This is a genomic window from Virgisporangium aliadipatigenens (assembly GCF_016863615.1).
In the GTDB taxonomy this organism is placed as follows: domain Bacteria; phylum Actinomycetota; class Actinomycetes; order Mycobacteriales; family Micromonosporaceae; genus Virgisporangium; species Virgisporangium aliadipatigenens.
Window position 1 is genome coordinate 79,520 of record NZ_BOPF01000028.1, and the last position, 24,287, is coordinate 103,806.

The following is a 24,287-nucleotide window of genomic DNA, read 5'->3' on the forward strand; positions in this document are numbered from 1 at the left end:
TGTGGAGGTCACGTGGCCCGTCCCGTCAGCACGCCCGAGCTCGTCATCGATCTGGACGCGGTGGCCGATGCGTATCGCGGCATCGCCGCCGCACTGCCCGGCATCGCCGTGCACTACGCGACGAAGTGCAATCCCCACCCGGACGTGCTGCGGCGGCTGCACGCGCTGGGCAGCCGGTTCGAGATCGCGTCGGCGGCCGAGCTGGAGCTGTTGGAGACCCTGGGCGTCGCGCCGGGGGAGGTGCTGTACAGCAATCCGGTGAAGCCCGTGGCGCACATCGCGCGGGCGTTCGCGACGGGGGTGTGGCGCTTCGCGTTCGACTCGCACGACGAGATCGCCAAGTTGGCGCAGGTGGCGCCCGGCGCGGCCGTCGTGGTCCGGCTGGCCGCCCCGCGTACGCGCAGCGACGTGCCGAGCGAGGGCAAGTTCGGCGTCGACCCCGAGCAGGCGGTCGAACTGGTGCTGGCCGCGCGGGCGCGTGGACTGCGGCCCTACGGGGTGGCGTTCCACGTGGGATCGCAGATGCTGGCGCCGGATGCCTGGAGCCGGCCGCTGCGCGCGGTGGGCTGGTTGATGGAACGCCTCGCCGAGCACGGCGTCCGACTGTCCATGGTGGACCTCGGGGGCGGGTTCCCGGCGCGCTACGCCGCGTCGCCGCTGCCGCTGGCCGAGTACGCCGCGGTGATCGAGGCCGGCCTGGCGGGCCTGCCGTACGGCGTCGAGGCGGTGATCGAACCGGGCCGGGCCGTGGTGGCCGAGGCGGGCACGCTGGTCGCGTCGGTCATCGGCACCGCGCTGCGCGGCGGGGCCCGCTGGGCACACCTGGACGTGGGCGCGTTCAACGGGCTGATGGAGAGCCTGGAAACGGGCAACCGGCTGCGCTTCCCGGTGCGCGACTCCCGCGACTCGGCGCAGCGGGACAGGTTCCACCTGACGGGCCCGACCTGCGACAGCCAGGACACCATCCTCTTCGACGTGGAACTGTCCGCGGACCTGTCCGTGGGCGACCACGTCTACCTGGGCAGCACCGGCGCCTACACGACGGTCTACGCCTCCCACTTCAACGGCTTCGCACCGCCGACGGTGCGGTGCGTGAGCGGTCAGGCCGCACCCGGGCGGGGCGCTCTGGTGGGCGCCCCGCCCGGACAATGACGACCCTCGACACACGTCCACGCAAAGGGGGTCAGGTCAACACACCGGCCTGGACGTCCTCCCGGCCGAAATGTGAAACGGCATATGTTGACTTTGGGTTGCCACTTCCCGTCGTTGTGTGTCTATGGGTACAGTCAGCTGGCGAGGTCGAACTCGCCGCCCTTCGCCGAGTCAATGAACGCGACCCAGGCGGAGGGGTTGAAGAACAGCGGAGAACCCGTGGGGTTCTTGCTATCACGCACGGCGACAGCCGTGTCGAGGACTGCCACCTCGACGCAGTTACTGCCGCCGTTGCCGTTGCTGCGGCTGCTCTTTTTCCAGGCAGCAGCCGCTAGATCGTGCGCGGACATGCCGGCACTCCCTTCCGGTATTCGGTTCTTAGGCGTGCGGATCGAATCGATCGAGAGCTTACCGGTCCAGGAGGCTCTCGATCATGCTTACCGATGAATGTTGATCGAGTGCTTTCTTGCTGAGTCGATCAAACTCTTCACGGTAGCGAGCAACCTCGCTCGGTTGCTCTTCGTAATAATCTCCCGCCAGCCCCTCCATGTAAATCACATCCGCGTGCACACTCTCGCCAAACTCGAGAAATGCAGCGGGGCCGCCGAGGAAGGGATGTTCGCCGGCGCTGAAGGGCATCACCTGAATGCTCACGTTGGGTAGCTGTCCGACCTTGATCAGGTGGCGCAGCTGGGTGTCCATCACGTCCCGCCCGCCGACCATCCGGCGCACCGCCGACTCGTCGATCACGGCGTACAGCGAGAGCGGGTTGTCGGCCGTCAGTCGGCTCTGGCGCTTGAGGCGCAGCGAGATCCGGCGGTCGATGTGCTCCTGCGGGTCGACGCTGCGGCCCGTGCGCATGAGGGCACGCATGTAACCCTCTGTCTGCAACAGGCCGGGCAGGAGGATCGGCTCCCAAACCCGGGTGATCGTCGCCTCGGCCTCCAGGCCGATGAAGTTGCCCGGCCGCATGATGTCGCGGTAATCCGTCCACCAGGTGCGTTGCCGGGAGGTGCGGGCCAGCTCGGTGAGCGCCTCGCGATACCCCTCGTCCGTCACCCCGTAGAGGGTCAGCAGGTCGCGCACGTCACGTGGAGTGACCGTCACGCGGGCGGTCTCGATCCGGGTGACCTTGGCCGCGTGCCATTCGAAGCGCCGCGACACCTGCTCCTGGGTGAGGCCGGCCGCCTCGCGGCACTTCTTCAGCTCGGTGCCCAGGCGCCTCCGTCGCAGTGTCGGACCCTCGTCGACGGTCACCCCAGACCTCCCCAATTGCGGTGCGGTGCGCGTTCCGCATGAGGTTAGAGGATCTAGCCGATCTATGCGGAACGTGTTCGGGGTCTTTACCTGGCGTTCGGTACTCCGAGTCTAGTACTTATTGCGCTAGACCCTGAGTCAGGTACATGATGCTGAGAGCATCGGGGCTAATGCTTTTCAATATCCACATCCTTGCCTGTCGACGTGGGCCATGAGGGGCGTGACGGCATTGTTGGCTGACCAGTTCTTCCTGATCGCACATGAGGACCGCAGTGGACGGTCGCGACTGCACCCGCGCGCCACCGGATTGGGTCTGGCCGCCGCTCTTCTCGGTGAACTGATGTTGAGCGACCGGCTCCGGGTCTTCGAGGGCGAGCTCGACGTGGTGAGCCGCGAACCTCCGCGCGACGCGCTGTCGCACAACATCCTCGACCTGCTGATCGCGCAGCCGCAGCATCGCGAGCTGCGTACCTGGCTGCACTTCCTGGCGCAGGACGCCGCGGAGAAGGTCGGCGAACGGCTGATCCGCGCCGGCGTCGTCGAGCCGGTGCTGCGCCGCAAGATTCTCTCGACCCAGACGATCTACATGCCGATGAACGAGGACCAGCGCAACGTCGCCGCGTGGGCGCCGATCCGGCTGGCGAACATCCTCGTGCACCGGCGTCCCATGGACATCGGTGACCGGGTGCTCTCCGGTCTGGTGGTCGCGACCGGGCTCACCCGGCACGTGCTGTGGGACTTCACCGCCCATCGCCAGGCGCTCATGCATCTGCCGAACGTCGTCGGCTCGCTCCCCGACGACCTCCGCGAGCTGATCGAGCACACCGAGGCGCTGGTCGGTTCGGCGATGGCCGCCGGCCGCCGGTGACCCGCCCGTGGCCGTCATCTCCACCCGAACCCGGGGCCGGCACCATCCCGGCCCCGGCAAGTTCAACTACTCAGACCGACTCAACGGCACCGCAGGGAGGCAGTTGATGCCCCGTCGTCCGGACCCGGCCGACCCCGATATCGTCTCGCGAGCCCTGGCCAAGAACAGGCTCGGAGTTCCGTCGGTGGTCTTCTTCGGGGTGGCGGGCGCCGCCCCGTTGACCGTGATCCTGGGAGCGGCGACGACGATCTACGCGGTGGTCGGCAACACCGCGGTGCCGCTGGTGTACTTCGTCGCCGCCGGCATCCTGTCGATGTTCACGGTCGGCTTCGTCGCCATGAGCCGCCACATCGTCAACTCCGGGGCGTTCTACTCCTACATCAGTCACGGGCTGGGGCGCGTGGTCGGCGTCGGTGCGGCGTTCGTGGCGTTGCCGGCGTACGCACTCATGCAGATCGGTCTCTTCGGTCTCTTCGGCGTGGTGGCCGACGGCATTCTCGGGTCTCTCGGCTTCCACGTGGGCTGGTTCAACTGCGCGATCGTGGCGTGGGTCGTGGTCGCCGTTCTCGGTGTGCTGTGGGTGGACCTGAGCGGCAAGGTGCTCGCCGTGCTCCTGGTCGCCGAGATCCTCATCGTGCTGACCTACGACGTCGTGATGCTGTTGAACCCGTTCGAGGGGCAGGTCAGCGTCACCAACCTCAATCCGGCGCGCATCTTCACGCCGGAGGCCGGCGCGATGCTGGTGCTGGCGATCGCGGGCTTCGTCGGGTTCGAGGCGACGGTCGTGCTCTCCGAGGAGGCGAAGGACCCGAAGAAGACCATCGCGCGGGCGACGCACTGGGCGGTGTTCCTGCCGGGCCTGCTCTGCGGGCTGTCGGCGTGGGCCATGTCGGTCGCGACCGGCCCGCAGAACATCGTCGAGGCGGCCAAGCGCGAGGAGACCGACCTGGTCTTCAGCCTGGTCTCGCCGCACGTGCCGGAGGCGTTGATCAGCACCGGCTACATCCTCTTCATGACCAGTGTCTTCGCCGCGCTGCTGGCGTTCCACGCGGCGGTCGCGCGGTACCAGTTCGCGCTCGGACGGGAAGGGGTGCTGCCGGAGACGTGGGGGCGCACCCATCCACGCACCGGCGCACCGATCATGGGCTCGGTGAGCCAATCCGCGCTCGCGCTCGTGGTACTGGTTGTGTACAACGTGTTGAAGATCGACCCGCTGGTCCACCTGTTCGCGTGGCTGACCGTCGTCGGCGGGCTCGGCGTGTTGATCCTCATGTGGTGCGCGTCCATCGCGGTGCCGGTGTTCTTCATCCGCAACCGCGGCAAGGAGAACGTGTGGCGCGGGCAGATCGCGCCGATCATCGCGTTCCTGTTGTTGAGTGTGGTGCTCGCCGCGACCGTGATCGGGCTCGGGGACCTGCTCCAGGTGGAGGGCGACTCGCCGTTCAACTGGGTGTTCCAGGTCGGGTTCGTGGTCGCCGCGGTGCTCGGCTTCCTGTGGGCGTTGATCCTGCGCACCACCCGTCCGGAGATCTACGCCGCGATCGGGCGTGGCACCGACGGGCGCGTCGCGGCGACCCCGTGGGACGAGCAGCTCGGTGCGATCAGCGTGCGGAACGCGCCGCGCCGCTCGGACATCGCCGAGATGAGCGACACCACCGCCGAGCTGACCGACATCAAGAAAGGACTCTGATGACCCACGCCATCCAGGAACTGGTGATTCGCGACGTCGCGCCAGTTGACACCGATGAGATCACCGGACTTCTGGCACTCGCGATGGGGGACATGCCCGTCGCGCGGTGGATGCAGCCGGACGGCGCTGCCCGACGCGCCGGCGCCGCGGCGTACTTCCACATCTACGCGGCGCACGCCGTCCAGTACGGCGAGGTGTACGCGACGGTCGACGACCGGACCGGCCGGCTCTCCGGCGTGGCGCTGTGGTTCCCGTACACGACGGCGATCCCCGGTCCGATCGACTACGAGCGCAGGCTGAAGGAAGCGACCGACACCGCCTTCGACCGCGCGTGCTATCTCGACCTCGCGTTCGAGGAGGAGCACCCGATCGACCCGCACCACTACCTGGCGTTCCTCGCCGTGCACCCGGACATGCAGAACCAGGGCATCGGCAGCTCGTTGCTCGATCGCCACCATGCCCGGTTGGACGCGGCCGGAATTCCGGCGTACCTCGAAGCCAACGATCCGCGCAATCGCGATCTTTATCTCCGCCACGGATACGAGATCCGCACGGTGATCCAATTGCCGGCCGGACCGCCGGTGTGGTCGATGTGGCGGAAGCCCCGCCCCTGAATGATCTCGGTCAATAATTGATCTTTAGGCGGCGCTGGGGAACTGATACATCCAGAACGATTGTTGATCCATCAGTTCGGCCTTCACGTCACCCGAGAGGCGGTGCAGCATGAGTTGGATGACCCGGGACATGTGCCGCTTCTTGTCGTTAAACGTGCAGAAGTCGAGACTGATGATCCCGTTCTGCGTGGCGGCGCGTAGGTACATGGCCTCCACCAGCTCCTGGAACGAGTGGTTCGCGCGTCCGTTGGCCGTCACGGCCACGAATCCGCAGTACCAGATGCGGTGTTCGCGGTAGTGGTCGGGCCAGCGGCGGGCGAAGTACTCCGGAGCGATGAGCGGCATCGACTCCAGTTGGTTGGTGTACGTGGAGAACCCGCACAGTTCACCGGCGTCGCTGTAGCACAGGTATTTCTCGATCCGCTCGTCGGCGATGACCTCGTCGAACTCGGACCGGTACATGAGGTGCCGCTGTACCGCGAGCGCGTTCACGTCCTTGAACGTGTCGTAGTACAGATCCCAGGAGGTCTCGGCCAGAGCACCGTCGAGCCGATCAACCACTTTGATTACCACGGTGTACCCCCGACCTGCGCATCTGCAGTGATCAATGGTATGGGCCACTAGATTACGTGAGGTTAGTTCAAGAGCGACAGAGTGTGAGTAAAGCTGCACATTGCAAGCGGCGATGCCCGGGAAGCATCGCCGCTGGTAGATGCCGCTATTGATCGGCGTTGCTAAGATCGCGCCTCGTCGTGCCATTCTGCGAGAGAGGCTGCGTTGGCCGTCCTGCACCTGCGTGTCCCGTACGCCGACTCCGACGCCGCCATGCTCGGGTTCGCCGTCGGGCTGCCGGTGATCGAAGCGCTGGGCGAGCTCAGCCTCGACGCCCCCGCGGGGCGCGGCACCGCCGTGTCCCTGCGCCTCCTGGGCGCCTCCCACCAGGTGGTGATCGACACCGGCGCGGGTGTCTTCACCGAGACCGTCGCCTGCCACGACGGCGTGCTCGCGGGCGAGCTGCCCGGCCGGGTCACGCGAACCGTGTGCGGCGCGCACTACGCGTTCCACGCAGAAGTGGAACGTGTGAGCGCGGACGGGATGCGGCGCGCGGCGGACGCGCTGCGCGGACGCCTCGCCGGCAGAAGGCATGCGCTCGTCGGGGTCTTCCCCGGCAGCCCCGACGCGATCACCGCGCTGCTGGCGGACCCCGCGCCGGACCGGCGTGCCGTACGGTGGCAGACCTGGCACCTGTATCCACGGACCGGGGAGATCGCGCACACCCTCAGCGCGGTGCGGATACGGCGCCGGTTCGGGAGGAGAACATGAAGCGGGCCCTGACCGTCGTCCTGGTCCTGGTGGCCTTCCTGGCCGGTGGCTGCGGATTCACCGACGACGACGTCGAGGACCACGTGCAGGGCGAGTACAAGCGCGCCCGGTCACTGGACATCGCCGGCGGCGCCGTCGCCTACACCTCGTCGAAGGCGCCCGGCCCCGTCGAGCAGGCGATCACCAAGAAGTGGAAGGCCAGCGACCGGCTCTCCGACGCGCAGGGCGTGCTGCTGCGCTATCCGCAGCACGTCGTCAGCCTCGGCCCCAACGGCTCCGGCACCGTGATCCGCGTCGAGCCGATCGGGACCGCGTACAACCGCTACCGCGACCGGGTCGGCAACCGGTGGGCGTGGGGACCGACCGGCGAGAATGAGCACGGCGGCGGCCCCGGAGAAGGAAAGTAGGAGCGCTCGTGTTTGAAGATCTTCTCCGGGACGCGATCGCGGTGCTCGCCTACGGCGGCGTCGGCATCGCACTCATGGGCCTCGGATTCGTCTACGTCGACATCATCACGCCCGGCAAGCTGCGCGAACTGATCTGGGTCGAGCGCAACCCCAACGCCGCGCTGCTGCTCGCCTCCAACCTGCTCGGGCTCGGCGGCGTCATCGTCGCGTCGATCTTCGCGAGCGACGGGCGGCTGGCGTTCGGGCTCGCGTCGACGGCCGTCTACGGGGTGCTCGGGCTGATCCTCATCGGGGTGTCGTTCCTGCTGCTGGACTGGATCACGCCGGGCAAGCTCGGGGACGTGCTGTGCGAGCCGCACCTGCACCCCGGGACGCTGGTCTCCTCGGCGGCGCACCTCGCGGTGGCGGCGGTCGCTGCTGCGGCCATTGTCTGAGGTTTCCTTGTCTTCGCCCGCGCCGTCCGAGGCGGCCTTACCCGCGACGGCCGGCGCGGCGCGGGCGCGGGGCTATTCGCGGCATGCGCGGGCCGGGGTGCTCGCGGCGGTCTTCGCGTGTGCGGCGTGCGGGCTCGTCTACGAACTGGCGCTGGTCGCGCTCGGCAGCTACCTGATCGGCGACGCGGTCGGGCAGGCCTCGATCGTGCTCGCCGTCATGGTGGCCGCGATGGGCGTCGGCGCCCTGCTCGCCAAGCCGTGGCAGCACCGCGCGGCCGCGGCGTTCGGCGCCGTCGAACTGCTGCTCGCCCTGCTCGGCGGCGTCTCCGTGCTGCTCCTGTACGCGGCGTTCGCGTGGATGGACGTGTACCACCCGATCCTCGTGCTCGTCGCGGCCGTGCTCGGCGTGCTCATCGGCGCCGAGATCCCGCTGCTGATGGTGCTGCTGCAGGACATCCGGCGGCAGGAGGCCGGCAGCGCCGTGGCGGACCTGTTCGCCGCGGACTACATCGGGGCGCTGGTCGGCGGTTTGGCGTTCCCGTTCCTGATCCTGCCGGTTTTCGGGCTGCTGCGCGGGGCGCTCGTCGTCGGCGCCGTGAACGCCCTCGTGGGGACGGTGCTGCTGTTCACCGCGTTCCGGCGTTCGCTCTCGGTGCGGGCCCGGGTGTCGCTCGGTGCGGCCGCGGCGCTGGTCGGTCTTCTGCTGGGCACCGTCTACGTCGGGAGCGGGCCGTTCGAGGTGACCGCGCGGCAGAAGCTCTACAAGGATCCGGTGGTGCACGCCGAACGCAGCCGGTACCAGGAGATCGTGCTGACCCGCGCCGTGCCGCTGCCGGGCATCAACGAACGGGTACCCGACCTGCGGCTGTTCCTCAACGGGGACCTGCAGTTCTCCTCCGTCGACGAGTACCGGTACCACGAGGCGCTGGTGCATCCGGTGCTGGCCGGCGCGCGGGGCCGCGTGCTGATCCTGGGCGGCGGGGACGGGATGGCCGCCCGGGAGGTGCTGCGCTACGCCGACGTCGAAAGCGTCACGCTCGTGGAGCTGGACCCCGCCGTGGTGCGCCTGGCCCGCACCCGCGCCGACCTCGCCGCGTTGAACGGGCACGTCTTCGACAATCCGCGGCTCCAGGTGGTGCACGCCGACGCGCTGGAGTGGTTGCGGCACAACGCTTCGCCGTTCGACGCCGTGATCGTGGACCTGCCCGACCCGGACGAGACGGCCACGGCGAAGCTGTACTCGGTGGAGTTCTACACGCTGGTGCGGGCCGCGTTGGCGCCCGGCGCGCGGCTGGTCGTGCAAGCCGGGTCGCCGTACTTCGCGCCGCGTTCGTACTGGTGCATCGACGCCACGCTGCGGGCCGCGGGCATCGCCGCCGCCGCCTACCACGTGGACGTGCCGACGTTCGGGGACTGGGGGTTCCTGCTCGGGGCCGTGGGGTCCGCGCCCGCCGTGGCGCTGCCGGCCGACGCGCCGGGGATGCGGTTCCTGACGCCGGGCGTGCTGAGCGCCGCGCAGACCTTCCCGGCCGACCGGCCGCGGTTGGAGATGCCGCCGTCGACGCTGCTCGAACCGCGCATCGTCGGCTACACCCGCGGGGAGTGGTCGGGCTACTGAGTGCGGCGCGCGGCACGGGCGGTCAGGTGGCGGCGCTCGGGAAGGCTGGTCGCGTGCTTCGCCGCGAGGCGGTAGTCGGCCGCCGCGCCCGCCGGGTCGCCGGCGAGGTCGCGGAGAAACGCCCGCGCGGCGAGGAGCCGGTGGTGGCGGGCCATCCGGGCCTCCGCCGCCAGCGTGTCCAGCAGCGCGAGGCCGGCCTCCGGGCCACGCACCATCGCGACGGCGACCGCGCGGTTGAGGGTGACCAGCGGGCCGGGCGCGACCCGTTCCAGCAGGTCGTACAGGGCGAGGATCTGCGGCCAGTCGGTGTCGTCCACGTGCGCCGCCTCGTCGTGCACCGCCGCGATCGCCGCCTGCAACTGGTACGGCCCGACCCGCCCCTTCGGCAGCGCGGCCGTCACCAGCGCGATGCCCTCGGCCACCAGGGAGGCGTCCCACCGTGAGCGGTCCTGCTCGGCCAGCGGCACCAGGCTCCCGTCGGGCGCCGTGCGGGCCGGGCGGCGGGCGTCGGTCAGCAGCATCAGCGCCAGCAGGCCCGTCACCTCGGCATCCTCCGGCACCAGGCGGTGCAGCCAGCGGGTGAGCCGGATCGCCTCGTCGGACAGGTGCGGGACGGTCAGGTCGTTGCCGGACGACGTCGTGTAGCCCTCGTTGAAGATCAGGTACAGCACGTGCAGGACGACGGCGAGGTCGCCCTTCCCACCCTGCAGGCCCTCGGCGCGGATCGTCTGCTTGGCGCGGCTGATCCGCTGCGCCATCGTCGCCTCCGGCACCAGGAACGCGGCGGCGATCTGCGCGGTCGTCAACCCGCCCACCGCGCGCAGCGTGAGCGCGATCTGGCTCGGCACCGACAGCGCCGGATGGCAGCACAGGAACAGCAGCGTGAGCGAGTCGTCGGTGTCGTCGACCGGCGGCTGCTCCTGCGGCGGGGATTTCTCCTCGCGGCGGCGGCGGGCGTGTTCGGAACGCATCTCGTCGAGCAGGCGACGGGAGCCGACCGTCACCAGCCAGCCGCGCGGGTTGTCCGGGACGCCCTCGGTGGGCCACTGCACGGTGGCGGCCAGCAGCGCCTCCTGGGTGGCGTCCTCCGCCTGGTCGAACTGCCCGTACCGGCGCACGAGCGCACCGAGGACCTGCGGCGCGAGTTCACGCAGCAGGCCCTCGATCGTCGCAGTGGTACTCAGAGGTCCGGACTCGACTCGTGCAGGATCGGCCACAGCTCCACCGGATCCCGATCGGCCATCGGCATGTCGGCGGCGATCTCGCGGGCGCGTTCCGGGCTCTCGCAGTCGAGCACGTACAGGCTGCCGACGTACTCCTTCGTCTCCAGGTAGGGGCCGTCGGTGACGGCGGGCAGGCCGTTCTCCCGGCGGATCAGCTTCGCCGTCACGGCGTCGCCGAGCCCGTAGGCGCCGAGCAGCTCGCCGGTCTGCTGGTACTTGGCGTTCCACGCGTCCTGGTCGGCGATGATCTGGGTCAGCTCGTCCGCCGGCAACGAGCCCCACTTCTCCTCGTTGCCGTAGATCAGCAGCAGGTACTTCATGTCGTGCTCCTCTCCTCGTCCGGTGGTCGGAGCGAGAAAGCGGCTCTCGACATCAGTTCACCTGACGGGTGCGATCCTTCCAGAACGGCTCGCGGAGCTTGAACTTCTGGACCTTTCCGGTGGCGGTGCGCGGCAGTTCGTCGACGAACTCCACCCGCTTCGGGCACTTGTACCCGGCCAGGTGCGCCCGGCAGTGCGCGATCAGTTCCTCGGCCGTCACGGCCGGGTCCTCACGCACCACGAGCGCGGTCACCAGTTCGCCCCACCTGTCGTCGGGGATGCCGATGACGGCCGCCTCGCGCACCCCGGCGTGGGTGTACAGGGCGTCCTCGACCTCGATCGAGGAGACGTTCTCGCCGCCGCTGATGATCACGTCCTTCTTCCGGTCGGCGATGCTCAGATAGCCGTCCTCGAACGTGCCGCCGTCGCCGGTGTGGAACCAGCCGCCCTCCTGCACCCGGGCCGTCTCCTCCGGGTTCTGCCAGTAGCCGTCGAGGTTGTGGTTGCTGCGCGCCAGCACCTCACCGCTGCCGTCGACCGCGATCCGGGTGCCGATCACCGGCGTGCCGGCGCGCCCGAGCAGGCGGGCCTGCTCCGCCGGGTCGAGGTCGTCCCACTCCTGGCGCATCCGGTTGATCGTCAGCAGCGGCGCCGTCTCGGTCAGGCCGTAGATCTGGATGAACTCCCAACCGAGCTCGGCGCGCACCCGTTCGATCGTGCGGGTCGGGGGAGGTGCGCCGGCCACCACGATGCGCACCCGGTCCCGGCCCGGGATCTCGCCCTCCCACGCCTGCGCGGCCTCCAGGGCGGCGGCCACCACGGCGGGAGCCGCGCACATCAGCGTCACCCCGTGCTCGCGCACCCGGCGCAGGATCTCGGTGCCGTCGACCTTGCGCAGCACGATGTGCCGGCCGCCGAGCCCGGTGACGGCGTACGGCATGCCCCAGCCGTTGGCGTGGAACATCGGCAGCGTGTGCAGCAGCACGTCCCGGTCGGTGACGGTGGTGTGCAACGCGAACGTGACGGCGTTGAGCCAGATGTTGCGCTGGGTCAGCTGCACGCCCTTGGGCCGGGCGGTGGTGCCCGACGTGTAGTTGATCGTCGCGGTGGCGCCCTCGTCACCGGCCCACGGCTCGGGCTCCGCGCTCCCCGCGAAGGCCGCCTCGACGGCAGGCGAACCGAGCACGAACGTGTGCTTCGCCTGCACCGTGTCCAGCAGGCCCTCCAGCTCGGGGTCGACGAGGAGCACGTCGGCTCCCGAATGTTCGACGATGTAACGCACCTCGGGGGCGGCGAGCCGGAAGTTGACCGGCACCAGGACCCGCCCCCAGCCGGAGACCCCGAAGAACGACACCAGCATCCGGGCGGAGTTGTGGGAGACGATCGCCACCCGCCCACCGACCGGAACGCCCAGCGCGTCCAGGCCGGCCGCCTGCGCGCGGGCGCGTCGCGCCAGCTCGCGATAGGTCAGCGGGCCGAGCGGGGGAGCGGGCTGGACGGGCTCGTCGACGACGGCCACCCGGTCGGGATAGACCGACTCGGCCCGGTCGAGGAAATCGCGCACACCGAGGTCGTAGAACATGGGCCATTATCACTCCGCAGCACACGCGTTGCGAGCAGATCGCCAACCCGGTGTAACAACGGCGGTACCCCGGTGAAACGGCCGCTGCCCACCATCGCGGGATGGAGACGGCCACCCACTGTCCGTACTGCTCCCTGCAGTGCGGGATCACGGTGCGGCCGGCCCCGCCCCGGGCGCCCGTTCTCGAACCGGCCGATTTCCCCACCAACCGCGGCGGCCTGTGCGCCAAGGGCTGGAGCGCGGCCGAACTGCTCGATCATCCGGACCGGCTGGACACCCCGCTGATCCGCCGCGGCGGCACACTCGCACCGGCGACCTGGGACGAGGCGTACGCGCGCATCGTCGACGGCATCCGCGCGAGCCAGGAACGCCACGGCAACGACAGCGTCGGCTGCTTCGGCGGCGGCGGGCTGACCAACGAGAAGGCCTATCAGCTCGGCAAGTTCGCCCGGGTGGCGCTGCGCACGGCGCACATCGACTACAACGGCCGGTTCTGCATGTCCTCGGCGGCGACCGCGGGCAACAAGGCGTTCGGGGTGGACCGGGGGCTGCCGTTCCCGCTGTCCGACATCGCGCGAGCGGAGGCGGTGCTGGTGGTCGGCGGCAATCCGGCCGACACGATGCCGCCGGCCATGCAGTACTTCGACGCCGGCCGGGCCGCGGGAGCGACGCACATCGTGGTGGATCCGCGGCGTTCGGCCACGGCGCGCGGGTCGCATCTGCACCTGCAGACCACGCCGGGCACCGACCTCGCGCTCGCCAACGGGCTGCTGCACATCGCGATCCGCGAGGGGCACGTCGACGAGGCGTACGTCGCCGCGCGGACCACCGGGTTCGCGGCCGTCAAGGCGTCCGCCGCGGCCTACTGGCCGGACCGGGTCGAGCGGATCACCGGCGTCCCGGCCGCCGACCTGCGTCGCACGGTCGAGGCGCTCGCGGGGGCACGGTCCGCGATGATCCTCACCGCCCGTGGTGCCGAGCAGCATTCCCAGGGAACGGACACCGCGTCAGCGTTCGTCAATCTCGCCCTGGCGCTGGGCCTGCCCGGACGGCCGTTCAGCGGATACGGCACCGTCACCGGGCAGGGGAACGGGCAGGGCGGCCGCGAACACGGCCAGAAATGCGACCAGCTGCCCGGGTACCGCCGGCTCGACGACCCGGCCGCCCGGGCACACGTGGCGCGGGTGTGGGGGATCGACCCCGACGAGCTGCCCGGCCCGGGGCGTTCCGCCGTCGAGATGCTCGACGCGATCGGCACACCGGGCGGGGTGCGCGTGCTGCTGACGTTCGCCAGCAACATCCTGGTGTCGGCACCGGACCGCAACCGGGTCCGCGAACGCCTCCGCGCTCTCGACCTCTTCGTCGTCTCCGATTTCTTCCTCTCCGAGACGGCGGCGCTCGCCGACGTCGTGCTGCCGGCGGCGATGTGGGCCGAGGAGGAGGGCACGCTGACCAACCTCGAGGGTCGCGTGCTGCGCCGCCGCCGCGCGCTCGACCCGCCGGCCGGGGTGCGCGACGACCTGACCGTCCTCGGCGAACTCGCGGAGAAACTGGGGCGGGGCAAGTACTTCGCCACGGATCCGCGCACCGTCTTCGACGAGCTGCGCCGCGCGAGCGCGGGCGGGATCGCGGACTACGCCGGCATCACCTACGAGCGCGTCGAGGCCGAGAACGGCGTCTTCTGGCCCTGCCCCGACGAGACGCACCCGGGCACCCCGCGGCTGTTCACCGAGCGGTTCTCCACAGTGGACGGTCGGGCGCGGTTCGTGCGGGTCGAGCACCGCGACGCGGTCGAGGCGCCGGACGCGGAGTACCCGTACCTGCTGACCACCGGCCGGGTCATGCAGCAGTACCAGAGCGGCAACCAGACCCGGCGGGCCAGATCGCTCCAGACCACGGCGCACGACCCGCGGGTGGAGATACACCCCGATCTGGCCCGCCGGCACGGCATCGGCATCAGCGACCTCGTCGAACTGCGTACCCGCCGGGGCAGCGCCGTCTTCCGTGCCCACCTGACCGACGCGATCCGGCCGGACACGGTGTTCGCGCCGTTCCACTGGGGCGGCGGGGCGAGTGCGAACGCGCTCACCGACCCGACCCTGGACCCCCACTCGCGCATGCCCGCCTTCAAGGCGTGCGCCGTCGCGCTGACCCGGGTGGCCGGGCCGGACGCGCCGGCGGCCGCCGAACCCCCGTTACGAAAGGACGGATGAGATGCAGTCGAGTCCACGGTTTCTGCAGGGTGTCTACCCGTTCGAGGGCAAGGGGCTGGACGCGCCGTTCGCGCTGGATGCCGCCCTTTCGTACACGGTGCCGGACGGGGTCGTGACGCAGCCGGTGTACCTGCGCGCCGGCAACTCCACCGGCGAACTGGTCTACCTGGTGCTGATGCGCGACGGGCGGCCGATGCGCTACTTCCCGATCGGCGCGCGCGCCGACACGCACGTGCCGCTGCGCGTGGTCGAGGACCTCGACGGCGGCACCTCGATCGAACTGCATCTCGCCGCACCGGCCGGGGCCGCCGGCTACGCGGTGATCGACGTGGGGCTGGTGGAGATCGCATGAACGGGGTGAGCGCATGACGAAGGTGGTGGTCGTCGGCAACGGGATGGCCGGTGCGCGCACGGTCGAGGAGATCCTGGCGCGCGGCGACGGCTTCGCCATCACGATGTTCGGCGAGGAGCCGTACGGCAACTACAACCGGATCCTCCTGTCGAACGTGCTCTCCGGGGCCGAGGAGGAGGACGGCATCTTCCTCAACAGCCTCGGCTGGTACGCCGAGAACGGCATCGACCTGCGCGCCGGGGTGCGGGTCACGCGCATCGACACGTTCGCGAAGGTGGTGCACGCCGACGACGGCTCCGTGACGGCCTACGACAAGCTCGTCATCGCCACGGGGAGCACGCCGTTCGTGCCGCCCGTGAAGGGGATGCACCATCCGCGGCGCGGGTTCCACCAGGGGGTCTTCGCCTTCCGCACGCTCGACGACACCCGCGCGATGGTCCGCTACGCCCGCGACCACGAACGCGCCGTCGTCATCGGCGGCGGGCTCCTCGGCCTGGAGGCGGCCCGCGGCCTGCAGACCCACGGCGTCGAGGTGACCCTCGTGCACGCCGCCGGGCACCTGATGAACGCCCAGCTCGACGCGCAGGGCGGCGGCATCCTGCGGCGCAGCGTGGAACGCCTCGGCATCACCGTGCGGCTGCCCGCACGCACCACCGAGATCCTGGGCAGGGACCGCGTCGAGGGGGTGCGCTTCGCCGACGGGAACAGCGTCGCGTGCGACATGGTCGTGGTGGCCGCCGGCATCCGGCCGAACGTGGCGCTGGCGCAGGCGAGCGGGCTGCCGGTCGAACGCGGCATCGTCGTCGACGACCAGCTGCGGGTGCAGGACGAGCCCGACGTCTACGCGGTCGGCGAGTGCGTGCAGCACCGCGGCGCGACGTACGGGCTCGTGGCGCCGCTGTGGGAACAGGCGAAGGTGCTCGCCGACCATCTGACGGGGCGCGACCCGAAGGCGGCGTACCACGGCTCGCGCACGGCAACCAAGCTGAAGGTCGCCGGTGTCGACGTCGCCGCGATGGGCATCGTGGCGCCGGAACGCGACGACGACGAGTTCGTGGTCTTCGCCGAGCCGAAGCGGGGCGTCTACAAGAGCGTGGTCATCCGGGACGACCGGATCGTCGGCGCCACGCTCCTCGGCGACGTGCACAAGGTCGGCTTCCTCATGCAGGCGTTCGACCGGGGGCTGCCGTTGCCGCAGGAGCGGGTGCGCCTTCTCTTCGACCTCGGCGGCCCGTCGGAGGAGGTCGCCGCCGCCGAACTGGACGACTCCGCGCAGGTGTGCAACTGCAACGGCGTCACCAAGGGCGCCATCGCCGCCACCGTCCACGGTGGAGTGAAGACGCTCGGCGGCGTGATGGACGCGACCCGCGCCGGCAAGGGCTGCGGCTCCTGCAAGACGCTGGTGTCGCAGATCGTCGAGTGGGCCGCGGGCGGCGCCGTCGAGGAGGACCCGTCCGCCGGCTGGTACGTGCCCGGGGTGCCGCTGTCCAAGCCGGAGCTCATGGCGGCGATCCGCGAACGCGGCCTGCGCAGCGTGTCGTCGGTGTTCGACGCGCTCGCGGGTGGCCGGGAGGACGCGAAGAGCAAGATGGGCCTCGTCTCGCTGCTGCGCATGATGTGGGGCGACGAGTACGTCGACGAACGCGACGCGCGGTTCATCAACGACCGCGTGCACGCGAACATCCAGAAGGACGGCACCTTCTCGGTCGTGCCGCAGATGAAGGGCGGCTGCACCACCCCGCAGCAGCTGCGGCGCATCGCCGACGTGGCCGAACGCTACGCGCTGCCGCTGGTGAAGGTGACCGGCGGGCAGCGCATCGACCTGCTCGGGGTGCGCAAGGAGGATCTGCCCAAGGTGTGGGCCGAGCTCGACATGCCCTCCGGCTACGCCTACGGCAAGAGCTTCCGGACCGTCAAGACCTGTGTCGGCGCGGACTTCTGCCGGTTCGGGCTCGGTGACTCGACCGCGCTCGGGATCGCGATCGAGAGCCGGTTCCAGGGGCTGGAGAGCCCGGGCAAGCTGAAGCTGGCCGTCACCGGCTGCCCGCGCAACTGCGCCGAGGCGTACGTGAAGGACCTCGGCGTGGTGGCCGTCGAGGGCGGCCGCTGGGAGATCTACGTGGGTGGCGCCGCCGGTGCGCACGTGCGCAAGGGCGACCTGCTGGCCACTGTGGACAGTCCCGCCGAGGTCCTGGCGCTCACCGGCCGGTTCATCCAGTACTACCGCGAGTCGGCGAACTGGCTCGAACGCACCTACGCGTGGGTGCCGCGCGTCGGCATCGAGCACCTGCGGGCGGTGCTCGTCGAGGACAGCGAGGGGCTGTGCGCCGGGCTCGACGCGCGCGTGCAGGCCGCCGTCGACGCGTACCGGGACCCCTGGAAGGAGGGCGCTGAACCGGCGACGCCCGGACAGTTCCGCGAATCGCTGCCGCTGACCGTCGTCGGCAACGGTGCCCGTGCGACGGGCCCGGTGCCGGCGGTCGGGTCGGCCGTGGCCGGGGAGTCGACATGACCGCGGCGGCGGTGGAGTACCGGCTCGGGCCGGTCGCCGACCTGCCGGTCGGGGAGGGCCGACTGTACACAGTGGACGGTGTCGGCGTGGCCGTGTTCCGGCTGCGCGACGGCTCGCTGCGGGCCGTCTCCGCGGTCTGCCCGCACGCGGGCGGGCCCATCGCCGACGGGCTGGCCGACGCCGAGGTCGTCATCTGTCCGTTGCACCAGCACGTCTTCGAACTGGCCACCGGATGTTCGCGAACCGGGCAGGCGCCGCTGCGCGTGTATCCCGTCCGCGACGACGGCGGCGAACTGGTGATCGGGGTGGAACAGTGACGACGACCGCACAGCCGACCGCCATCGAGTACAGCCGCCACGGCCGGACCGGCCGCTGGATCGAGGACTGGCGGCCGGAGGACGAGACGTTCTGGAAGCAGACCGGAGCGGCCGTCGCCCGACGCAACCTCGTCTTCTCCATCTTCTCCGAACACATCGGCTTCTCCGTCTGGACGCTCTGGTCGGTGCTGGTGCTGTTCCTCGGGCCGGCGTACGGGATCGACCCGGCCGGCAAGTTCGTGCTGACCGCCGTGCCGGCGCTGGTCGGATCGGTGCTGCGGCTGCCGTATACGTTCGCGGTGGCGAAGTTCGGCGGGCGCAATTGGACGGTGTTCAGCGCCGCACTGCTGCTGGTGCCCTGCCTGCTCGCCGCGCTCGTGCTGGAGCCCGGTGTCTCCTACTCGACGCTGCTGCTCGTGGCGGCCGTCGCCGGTGTGGGCGGCGGCAACTTCGCCTCCTCGATGGCGAACATCAACGCCTACTACCCGGAACGCTACAAGGGCTGGGCCCTCGGCCTGAACGCCGGCGGCGGCAACATCGGCGTCGCGGCGGTGCAACTCGTCGGGCTGCTGGTGCTCGCCACGGCGGGTGCGGCGCACCCGCGCCTCGTGCCGGGCCTGTACATCCCGCTGATCGTGCTGGCGGCGCTCGGTTCCTGGCGGTACATGGACAATCTCGCGTCGGCGCGCAACGACAAGCGGGCGATGCGTGACGCCACCCGCGATTCGCACACGTGGATCATGTCGGTGCTGTACATCGGGACGTTCGGCTCGTTCATCGGCTTCGGGTTCGCCTTCGGGCAGGTGCTGCAGGTGCAGTTCAAGGCCGACTTCGACACTCCGATCAAGGCGGCGTACCTGACGTTCCTGGGGCCGCTGCTGGGTTCGCTGATCCGGCCGCTGGGCGGTGCGCTCGCCGACCGGGTCGGTGGTGCGCTGGTGACGTTCTGGAACTTCGTCGCGATGGCGTGCGGTGCCGGGATCGTGCTGCTGGCGTCCAGCGCGAACTCGCTGTCGCTGTTCCTGCTGGGGTTCATCCTGCTGTTCGTCTTCTCCGGCGTGGGCAACGGGTCGACGTACAAGATGATCCCGGCGATCTTCCGGGCGAAGGCCCGGGCGGCGGTGGCCGGCGGCACCGACCCCGACGCCGCGGACCGGGACGCCCGCCGGCTGTCCGGGGCGCTGATCGGCATCGCGGGCGCCGTCGGGGCCTTCGGCGGCGTGCTGGTGAACCTGGCGTTCCGGCAGTCGTTCGTGGAGACCGGCAGCGGGAACGCCGCCTATGTCGCGTTCATCGGCTACTACGCGGTGTGCTTCGGGCTCACGTGGTGGGTGTACCTGCGCCCGTCCGAACGGCGTCTCGCAGGCGTGTAGCCGCCCACTCCGCGAGGCTCGTGAGCGGGATGCCGAACGCCCGCGCGTACTCCGGGCGGGCCGGCTGCGGGGCGGCGTTCATCCACTCGCCCGCGATGCCCATGGGCGGCATGCCGGCGGCGACCGCCTCCTCGAACGTGAGGTCGGGTGCGGACAGCGGCACGCCCCATGCGCGGGAGAGGATCGCGGCGATCTCGGTCATCGACAGGTGTTCGCCGGCGAGTTCGAGTTCGACCTGGTGGAAACGCTCGGGCTCGGCGAAGGCCACCGCCGCGGCGGTGCCGATGTCCCGCACCGCGACGGGGGAGATGCGGGTCCGCGGCCGGATCAGCGTCACCAGGCCGCCGTCGACGCCGCGCGGGAAGAGGTAGGCCGTCGTCGGCAGGAAGTTCTCCATGAAGAAGCCCGGCTTGAGGATCGTCCAGCGGGGGAAGCCGGCGGCCCGGACCGCGTCCTGCACGGCGCTCTTGGCGTCCATCGACGGGACGACGGCCGACCACCGGCTCTCCCACTCCGGGTGCCGCCGGTGCTGGCCCGCGCCGGTGACGGAGGTGTGGACGAACTGCGTCACGCCGGCGGCCCGCGCGGCCTCGACGAGGTTGACGCCCATGGTCACCTCGCCGGCGAAGTCGAAGCCGTCGGCGGTGAAGGCGGGCATCTGCACGGAGAAGACCGCGCGTGCCCCGTCGGCCGCGCGGCGGACGCTTTCCCGTTCCATCAGATCGCCCGTGACGAGCGTGGCGCCGAGGGCCTCGACGGCCTTGGCGCCCGCGGACGACGGGTCGCGCACCAGGGCGCGGACCGGAACGCCCGCCGCGAGCAGCGCCCGGGCGGTGGCCCCGCCCTGCTGGCCGGTGGCGCCGGTGACCAGGACCGGATTCTCGGACATGCGGACTCCCTCCGATAAACGGCGGGGGCCGCCGTTTCCTGTTCGCTACGATATGGCGGGGCCCGCCGTTTAGCAAGGAGTCGCCATGCCGCAGCGCGCCGACGCGCGACGCAACTACGCGCGGATCCTCGCCGTGGCGCAGGACGAGGTCGCCGCACACGGCGCGGACGCCTCCCTGGAACAGATCGCCCGCGTCGCCGGCGTCGGCTCGGCGACCGTGCGCCGGCACTTCCCCACGCGGCACGCCCTGCTCACCGCCGTCTCCCGGCACCGCATCGAGGCGCTGTGCGCGCGCGCCGAGGAGCTGGCCGGCGCGGAGAACGGTCGCGCCGCGCTACTGGAGTGGATGGACGAGGTCGTCGCCTACTGCGTCGACGCGCGCGGGCTCGCGGAGGCGATCGCGTACGACGGCGACATCCACGAGAACAGCTGCTCGGCCGCGTTGGAGGAGGCCGCGAGGCCGTTGCTGCGCGACGGGGCGGTGGCCCACGGGGTCACCGTGGCGGACCTGATCGCACTGGCGGTCGGGGTGGTGATGGCGACCTCGCACCACCCGGAGCCGCTGCGGCAGTCGCGACACCTCTTTCGGCTGGCGGCCGCGGGCTTCTCGCCCGGCGATCTTGACGGGCGGTCGTCCGTGTAGGTCAACTTCGCGTGATGACCTTCATGAGCCACCGCGCGTCAAGATCCGCCCGGGACCACCCGGTTCTCCCACGCCCACACGGCGATCTCGGTGCGGTTGCGGGCACCCAGCTTCGCCTGGATCCCGGACAGGTGGGACTTGACCGTGCTCAGCGAGATGAACAGTTCGGCCGCGATCTCCTGATTGGTGCGACCCCGCGCGACGGCCTGCACGACCTCGGTCTCCCGTTCCGACAGGGGATTGCTTTGCGGCTCACCGGCCGGGTGGAAGTGACGCAGCAGCCGCACGGTGATCGACGGGGAGATGAGCGCGTCACCGGCGTGGGCCGCGCGCACGGCCTCCACGAGCAGCGTCGGCCCGGCATCCTTCAACAGGAACCCGGCCGCACCCGCGCGCAGCGCCCCGTGCACGTACTCGTCCAGGTCGAACGTCGTCACCACGATCACCTTCAGCGGCGCCAACGCCCGCGTCACGGCGATGCCGTCCAGGCGCGGCATGCGGATGTCGACCAGGCAGACGTCCGGGCGCAACCGGCGGGCCGCCTCGATCGCGTCCACCCCGTCGACCGCCTCGGCGACGACCTCGAAGTCCGGCTGGTCCTCCAGGATCATCCGCAGGCCGCCGCGCACCATCGCCTGGTCGTCGGCGATGAGGATGCGGATCGTCATCGCGCCTCCCGGAGGGGGAGGCGGGCGCGTACGCACCAGCCGGTGTCCTCGCCGGCGGCCGGGCCGGCGTACAGGGTGCCGCCCAGCGCCTCCACCCGCTCGCGCATGCCGAGCAGCCCGAAGCCGCCCCCGCCCGACGACTGCGGCGGCGGTCCGTCGTCGGTCACCTCGACCGAGACGCCGTCGCCGTCGCGCCGCACCTCGACCGTCACCGAACGGGCCCGCGGGGCGTGGCGGGCGATGTTCGTCAGGGACTCGCGCACGATGCGGTGGACGGTGTCGGGCAGCGGCAGATCGCCCTCCGGCAGGCGCAGCGTCACGGGCGGGCCGTCGAAGTTCGCCACCAGGGCGGCGAGGTCGTCGTGGGCGAGAGCGGCGTCGGTGCGCAGCAGGCCGACGACGCGGCGCATCGCGGTGAGCGCGTCGGCGCCGGCCGTCTCGATGTCGTTCAGGGCGCCGTCGAGCCGATCCGGGTGGCGGCCGGCGACGAGGCGGGCGCCCTGCGCCTGGAGCACCAGGCCGGTGAGGTGGTGGGCGGCGACGTCGTGGAGTTCGCGGGCGAGGTCGAGGCGCTCCTGCCGCCGCACCCGCGCGGCGACGATCCGCCGGCGTGCTGCCACGGCGCGCAGCGTGGCCCCCGTGATCACCGCGCCGCACCAGCTGATCCCATGGAACGCCGCGACGGGATCGGCCCCCGACACCGGCGGCCGGGTGGCGAGCACCGAGACCACCACGACGGCCAGCCCGGCGGCCACCACCACGGCGGCGAACCGCAACCGCTGCCGCCGCACGACCGAGCCGGTCAGCACGGCGAGCCCGAGCGCGGCGGCCGGCCCCGGTTCGGCGGGCAGCTCGGCGACGCGCGCCACGACGACGGCCACGAACGCCACCCCGTAAGCGCCGAGCGCATACCGCCGGCGCAACGCCAGCCCGCAGATCACCACGGCGACGGCCGCCCCGAACACCCACGACAGGCCGCCCCACGTGACGGCCAGCGCGGCGACCTGGAGCACCAGCACCCCGCCGAAGAGCACCCCGACCCCCGTCTGCTTCACGAAATCCAGGCTACGAACGCGAACCGCCGTTCATACACCGGTCAAAAGTCGGGTCGTGCGGGCGCCGAACCGTCCCGCGGACCGATGCCGCACGCGCCTCCGGACCCAACGATGAGCCGCATGAATTCCCCAGACCGACCGGTGCTCGAGGCCGAGCACCTGACGAAGCGGTACGGAAAGCGCACCGCGCTCGACGACTGCGCCCTGGCCGTGCCGCGCGGGCGGATCGTCGGCCTCGTCGGCCCGAACGGCGCCGGCAAGTCCACCCTCCTGAACCTCACCTGCGGCCTGACGACCCCCACGTCCGGCGCGCTGCGCGTGCTCGGCGCGCGGCCCGGCGGGAACCTCGCGCGGGTCGGCTTCGTCGCGCAGGACACGCCGGTCTACGCGGGCCTGACCGTGGCGGAGCACCTGCGCATGGGCGCGCGCCTCAACCCGTCCTGGGACGGCGCCCTCGCGCGGCGCAGGATCGCCGACGCCGCCCTCGACCCGAACGCCAGGGCGGGCCGCCTCTCCGGTGGCCAGCGCGCCCAACTGGCCCTGACGGTGGCGGCCGCCAAACGACCCGACCTGTTGCTCCTCGACGAACCGGCAGCCGCCCTGGACCCCTTGGCGCGCAAGGCTTTCCTGCACGATCTCGTCGACTTCGTGGCGGAGTTGGGCAGCACGGCGATCCTCTCCTCGCACCTGCTCGCCGACGTCGAACGGGTCTGTGACCACCTGATCGTTCTCAGCGGCGGCCGGGTCCGGGTCGCCGGCGACGTGCGGGACCTGCTGACCGACGGCCGGCGGCTGGAGGAACTGGTGCTCAGCCACCTGGAGGCGACCCGATGATCTGGCTCAGTTGGCGGCAGTTCCGCGCGCAGGGCGTGACGGCTTGCGTGGCGCTCGTCCCGTTCGCGGCGTTCGTGGTGTGGACCGGGCTGCGGCTGCGGGACGACTGCGCGGCCGAGTGTGTGCGCGCCTTCCAGGGCCGGCTGTACCTGCTCGACGCGGTGCTGCTGGCGCTGCCGGCGGTGCTGGGGATGTTCTGGGGCGCGCCGCTCGTGGCCCGCGAACTCGAGGCCGGCACGCACCGCACGGTCTGGAACCAGAGCGTGTCCCGCCGGCGCTGGCTGCTGGTGAAGCTGCTGTTCACCGCGGCCTGCGCGGCCGTCCTCGCGGGCGCGTGCAGCGCGTTGCTGACCTGGGCGGCCGCGCCCTACGACCGGCTCGCGGCGGACCGGTTCACGGCGCTGATCTTCGGGGCCCGCAACGTGGCGCCGGTCGCGTACGCGGCGTTCGCCGTGGTGCTGGGCGCACTGCTCGGCCTGGTGCTGCGGCGCACGCTGCCCGCGATGGCGCTCACGGCCGCCGCGTTCGTCGCCGTGCAGGTCGCGATGCCGACGCTCGTGCGCCCCCACCTGGTCCCGCCCGTCACGGCGGATGCCAGGATGACCGTGGAAGTGCTGCGAAACCTCCGGTTTCTCGGGGCGGACGCGTCGATCGAGGGCCTGTCGGTCCCCGGCGGCTGGGTCACCTCCACGAGCAAAATGCGCCGGTCGAACGGCGATCCGGTCGACCTCGCCCACTACGGGAGTTGCATCTCCGCCTCGCCGGATCTCGCTTCCCAGTGCATCGCGGCGCTCGACCTGCACGTGCGTGCCGAGTATCAGCCGGCCGGGCGCTACTGGCGGTTCCAGTGGCTGGAGGTGGGTCTGTTCGCGGCGATGACCGCGACGGCCGGTGCGCTCGGCCTGTGGCGGGTGCGCCGCCGCCCGGACTGAGCGCCGCCTGC

At 71.1% G+C, this 24,287-nt stretch carries 24 protein-coding genes and 1 pseudogene; 16 read left to right on the forward strand and 9 right to left on the reverse strand.

The window, feature by feature from the left end:
- Window positions 1-12: 12 nt before the first annotated feature.
- Entirely contained in the window at window positions 13-1,152 is a 1,140-nt protein-coding gene (locus tag Val02_RS31875) for a type III PLP-dependent enzyme (RefSeq protein WP_203902969.1), read from the forward strand.
- Window positions 1,153-1,286: 134 nt separating this feature from the next.
- Here the strand turns inward: Val02_RS31875 and Val02_RS31880 are convergent, their stop codons facing one another.
- The gene (locus Val02_RS31880; protein ID WP_203902970.1) at window positions 1,287-1,502 is read right to left on the reverse strand and encodes a DUF397 domain-containing protein; all 216 of its coding nucleotides are present in this window, start codon (window positions 1,500-1,502) and stop codon (window positions 1,287-1,289) included.
- A gap of 58 nt (window positions 1,503-1,560) precedes the next feature.
- On the reverse strand, window positions 1,561-2,409 hold the full coding sequence (locus tag Val02_RS31885; RefSeq protein WP_203902971.1) for a helix-turn-helix domain-containing protein: 849 nt from the start codon (window positions 2,407-2,409) through the stop codon (window positions 1,561-1,563).
- 211 nt (window positions 2,410-2,620) lie between these two features.
- Between Val02_RS31885 and Val02_RS31890 the strand changes: the two genes are divergently transcribed.
- The 3 genes from Val02_RS31890 (at window position 2,621) to Val02_RS31900 (ending at window position 5,581) form a co-directional block, all read left to right on the forward strand.
- Complete coding sequence (locus Val02_RS31890; protein WP_203902972.1) at window positions 2,621-3,277, forward strand: GOLPH3/VPS74 family protein; 657 nt, start codon at window positions 2,621-2,623, stop codon at window positions 3,275-3,277.
- Between the two features lie 106 nt (window positions 3,278-3,383).
- Complete coding sequence (locus tag Val02_RS31895) at window positions 3,384-4,967, forward strand: APC family permease (protein WP_203902973.1); 1,584 nt, start codon at window positions 3,384-3,386, stop codon at window positions 4,965-4,967.
- Window positions 4,967-5,581, forward strand: a complete 615-nt coding sequence (locus Val02_RS31900; RefSeq protein ID WP_203902974.1) for a GNAT family N-acetyltransferase — start codon at window positions 4,967-4,969, stop codon at window positions 5,579-5,581. The genes Val02_RS31895 and Val02_RS31900 overlap by 1 nt, the downstream gene beginning before the upstream one ends.
- A 24-nt stretch (window positions 5,582-5,605) precedes the next feature.
- Here the strand turns inward: Val02_RS31900 and Val02_RS31905 are convergent, their stop codons facing one another.
- Window positions 5,606-6,142, reverse strand: a complete 537-nt coding sequence (locus Val02_RS31905) for a hypothetical protein (protein WP_239153481.1) — start codon at window positions 6,140-6,142, stop codon at window positions 5,606-5,608.
- Window positions 6,143-6,358: 216 nt separating this feature from the next.
- Here Val02_RS31905 and Val02_RS31910 point away from each other — a divergent pair, with 216 nt between their 5' ends.
- Genes Val02_RS31910 through Val02_RS31925 form a run of 4 tightly spaced genes read left to right on the forward strand, consistent with a single transcriptional unit; the run spans window position 6,359 to window position 9,363 of the window.
- Window positions 6,359-6,904 carry a DUF2617 family protein gene (locus tag Val02_RS31910; RefSeq protein ID WP_203902976.1) on the forward strand — a complete coding sequence of 182 codons (546 nt, stop codon included), beginning with the start codon at window positions 6,359-6,361 and terminating at the stop codon, window positions 6,902-6,904.
- Window positions 6,901-7,311: a DUF4247 domain-containing protein gene (locus Val02_RS31915; protein ID WP_203902977.1), complete on the forward strand. Its 411-nt coding sequence runs from the start codon at window positions 6,901-6,903 to the stop codon at window positions 7,309-7,311. Before Val02_RS31910 ends, Val02_RS31915 begins: the two co-directional genes overlap by 4 nt.
- An 8-nt stretch (window positions 7,312-7,319) precedes the next feature.
- A complete protein-coding gene (locus tag Val02_RS31920) occupies window positions 7,320-7,745 on the forward strand; it encodes a DUF350 domain-containing protein (RefSeq protein WP_203902978.1) in 426 nt (141 codons plus the stop codon).
- A 7-nt stretch (window positions 7,746-7,752) separates the two neighbouring features.
- Complete coding sequence (locus Val02_RS31925; protein ID WP_203902979.1) at window positions 7,753-9,363, forward strand: polyamine aminopropyltransferase; 1,611 nt, start codon at window positions 7,753-7,755, stop codon at window positions 9,361-9,363.
- Here Val02_RS31925 and Val02_RS31930 read toward each other — a convergent pair.
- From Val02_RS31930 to Val02_RS31940, 3 genes are read right to left on the reverse strand one after another with little or no spacing between them, the layout of a single operon-like run.
- Window positions 9,357-10,580 (reverse strand): RNA polymerase sigma factor, encoded by a 1,224-nt coding sequence (locus tag Val02_RS31930; protein ID WP_239153482.1) that lies wholly within the window; start codon window positions 10,578-10,580, stop codon window positions 9,357-9,359. The genes Val02_RS31925 and Val02_RS31930 overlap by 7 nt on opposite strands.
- Window positions 10,544-10,906: a YciI family protein gene (locus tag Val02_RS31935; RefSeq protein ID WP_203902980.1), complete on the reverse strand. Its 363-nt coding sequence runs from the start codon at window positions 10,904-10,906 to the stop codon at window positions 10,544-10,546. Before Val02_RS31935 ends, Val02_RS31930 begins: the two co-directional genes overlap by 37 nt.
- Before the next feature lie 52 nt (window positions 10,907-10,958).
- Window positions 10,959-12,488: an AMP-binding protein gene (locus Val02_RS31940; RefSeq protein ID WP_203902981.1), complete on the reverse strand. Its 1,530-nt coding sequence runs from the start codon at window positions 12,486-12,488 to the stop codon at window positions 10,959-10,961.
- A 101-nt stretch (window positions 12,489-12,589) separates the two neighbouring features.
- Between Val02_RS31940 and Val02_RS31945 the strand changes: the two genes are divergently transcribed.
- The 5 genes from Val02_RS31945 to Val02_RS31965 are packed head-to-tail and all read left to right on the forward strand — an operon-like array spanning window position 12,590 to window position 19,255.
- On the forward strand, window positions 12,590-14,701 hold the full coding sequence (locus Val02_RS31945) for a molybdopterin oxidoreductase family protein (RefSeq protein ID WP_203902982.1): 2,112 nt from the start codon (window positions 12,590-12,592) through the stop codon (window positions 14,699-14,701).
- 1 nt (window position 14,702) lies between these two features.
- Window positions 14,703-15,053, forward strand: a complete 351-nt coding sequence (locus tag Val02_RS31950) for a molybdopterin oxidoreductase (protein WP_203902983.1) — start codon at window positions 14,703-14,705, stop codon at window positions 15,051-15,053.
- 13 nt (window positions 15,054-15,066) lie between these two features.
- A complete protein-coding gene (gene nirB, locus Val02_RS31955; protein WP_203902984.1) occupies window positions 15,067-17,565 on the forward strand; it encodes a nitrite reductase large subunit NirB in 2,499 nt (832 codons plus the stop codon).
- The gene (locus Val02_RS31960) at window positions 17,562-17,882 is read left to right on the forward strand and encodes a Rieske (2Fe-2S) protein (protein ID WP_203902985.1); all 321 of its coding nucleotides are present in this window, start codon (window positions 17,562-17,564) and stop codon (window positions 17,880-17,882) included. The genes nirB and Val02_RS31960 overlap by 4 nt, the downstream gene beginning before the upstream one ends.
- Window positions 17,879-19,255, forward strand: a complete 1,377-nt coding sequence (locus Val02_RS31965) for a nitrate/nitrite transporter (protein ID WP_373317971.1) — start codon at window positions 17,879-17,881, stop codon at window positions 19,253-19,255. Before Val02_RS31960 ends, Val02_RS31965 begins: the two co-directional genes overlap by 4 nt.
- On the opposite strand, the gene Val02_RS31970 is transcribed toward Val02_RS31965, so the two are convergent.
- Window positions 19,203-20,144 (reverse strand): NmrA/HSCARG family protein, encoded by a 942-nt coding sequence (locus Val02_RS31970; protein ID WP_203902987.1) that lies wholly within the window; start codon window positions 20,142-20,144, stop codon window positions 19,203-19,205. The two genes, Val02_RS31965 and Val02_RS31970, sit on opposite strands and share 53 nt — an antisense overlap.
- Before the next feature lie 85 nt (window positions 20,145-20,229).
- Here Val02_RS31970 and Val02_RS31975 point away from each other — a divergent pair, with 85 nt between their 5' ends.
- Window positions 20,230-20,787, forward strand: coding sequence for a TetR/AcrR family transcriptional regulator (locus Val02_RS31975; protein WP_203902988.1), 558 nt, complete (start codon window positions 20,230-20,232; stop codon window positions 20,785-20,787).
- Window positions 20,788-20,825: 38 nt separating this feature from the next.
- Here the strand turns inward: Val02_RS31975 and Val02_RS31980 are convergent, their stop codons facing one another.
- Both Val02_RS31980 and Val02_RS31985 read right to left on the reverse strand, forming a co-directional pair.
- Window positions 20,826-21,455, reverse strand: a complete 630-nt coding sequence (locus Val02_RS31980; RefSeq protein ID WP_203902989.1) for a response regulator — start codon at window positions 21,453-21,455, stop codon at window positions 20,826-20,828.
- A complete protein-coding gene (locus tag Val02_RS31985) occupies window positions 21,452-22,510 on the reverse strand; it encodes a sensor histidine kinase (protein ID WP_203902990.1) in 1,059 nt (352 codons plus the stop codon). Before Val02_RS31985 ends, Val02_RS31980 begins: the two co-directional genes overlap by 4 nt.
- A 120-nt stretch (window positions 22,511-22,630) precedes the next feature.
- Between Val02_RS31985 and Val02_RS31990 the strand changes: the two are divergent.
- Window positions 22,631-23,305, forward strand: a pseudogene (locus Val02_RS31990) (ABC transporter ATP-binding protein); the annotation flags it as partial.
- A 35-nt stretch (window positions 23,306-23,340) separates the two neighbouring features.
- On the forward strand, window positions 23,341-24,276 hold the full coding sequence (locus Val02_RS31995) for an ABC-2 membrane transporter-related protein (RefSeq protein WP_203902992.1): 936 nt from the start codon (window positions 23,341-23,343) through the stop codon (window positions 24,274-24,276).
- The last annotated feature ends 11 nt before the right edge of the window (window positions 24,277-24,287 follow it).

Excerpts from the sequence above, each read along its gene's own strand:
- Val02_RS31895 (WP_203902973.1), top strand. The coding sequence starts at position 3,384 with ATGCCCCGTCGTCCGGACCCGGCCGACCCCGATATCGTCTCGCGAGCC.
- Val02_RS31945 (WP_203902982.1), top strand. The coding sequence starts at position 12,590 with ATGGAGACGGCCACCCACTGTCCGTACTGCTCCCTGCAGTGCGGGATC.
- Val02_RS31995 (WP_203902992.1), top strand. The coding sequence starts at position 23,341 with ATGATCTGGCTCAGTTGGCGGCAGTTCCGCGCGCAGGGCGTGACGGCT.
- nirB (WP_203902984.1), top strand. The coding sequence starts at position 15,067 with ATGACGAAGGTGGTGGTCGTCGGCAACGGGATGGCCGGTGCGCGCACG.
- Val02_RS31940 (WP_203902981.1), bottom strand. The coding sequence starts at position 12,488 with ATGTTCTACGACCTCGGTGTGCGCGATTTCCTCGACCGGGCCGAGTCG.
- Val02_RS31960 (WP_203902985.1), top strand. The coding sequence starts at position 17,562 with ATGACCGCGGCGGCGGTGGAGTACCGGCTCGGGCCGGTCGCCGACCTG.
- Val02_RS31935 (WP_203902980.1), bottom strand. The coding sequence starts at position 10,906 with ATGAAGTACCTGCTGCTGATCTACGGCAACGAGGAGAAGTGGGGCTCG.
- Val02_RS31880 (WP_203902970.1), bottom strand. The coding sequence starts at position 1,502 with ATGTCCGCGCACGATCTAGCGGCTGCTGCCTGGAAAAAGAGCAGCCGC.
- Val02_RS31950 (WP_203902983.1), top strand. The coding sequence starts at position 14,703 with ATGCAGTCGAGTCCACGGTTTCTGCAGGGTGTCTACCCGTTCGAGGGC.
- Val02_RS31970 (WP_203902987.1), bottom strand. The coding sequence starts at position 20,144 with ATGTCCGAGAATCCGGTCCTGGTCACCGGCGCCACCGGCCAGCAGGGC.
- Val02_RS31975 (WP_203902988.1), top strand. The coding sequence starts at position 20,230 with ATGCCGCAGCGCGCCGACGCGCGACGCAACTACGCGCGGATCCTCGCC.
- Val02_RS31915 (WP_203902977.1), top strand. The coding sequence starts at position 6,901 with ATGAAGCGGGCCCTGACCGTCGTCCTGGTCCTGGTGGCCTTCCTGGCC.
- Val02_RS31890 (WP_203902972.1), top strand. The coding sequence starts at position 2,621 with ATGAGGGGCGTGACGGCATTGTTGGCTGACCAGTTCTTCCTGATCGCA.
- Val02_RS31900 (WP_203902974.1), top strand. The coding sequence starts at position 4,967 with ATGACCCACGCCATCCAGGAACTGGTGATTCGCGACGTCGCGCCAGTT.
- Val02_RS31980 (WP_203902989.1), bottom strand. The coding sequence starts at position 21,455 with ATGACGATCCGCATCCTCATCGCCGACGACCAGGCGATGGTGCGCGGC.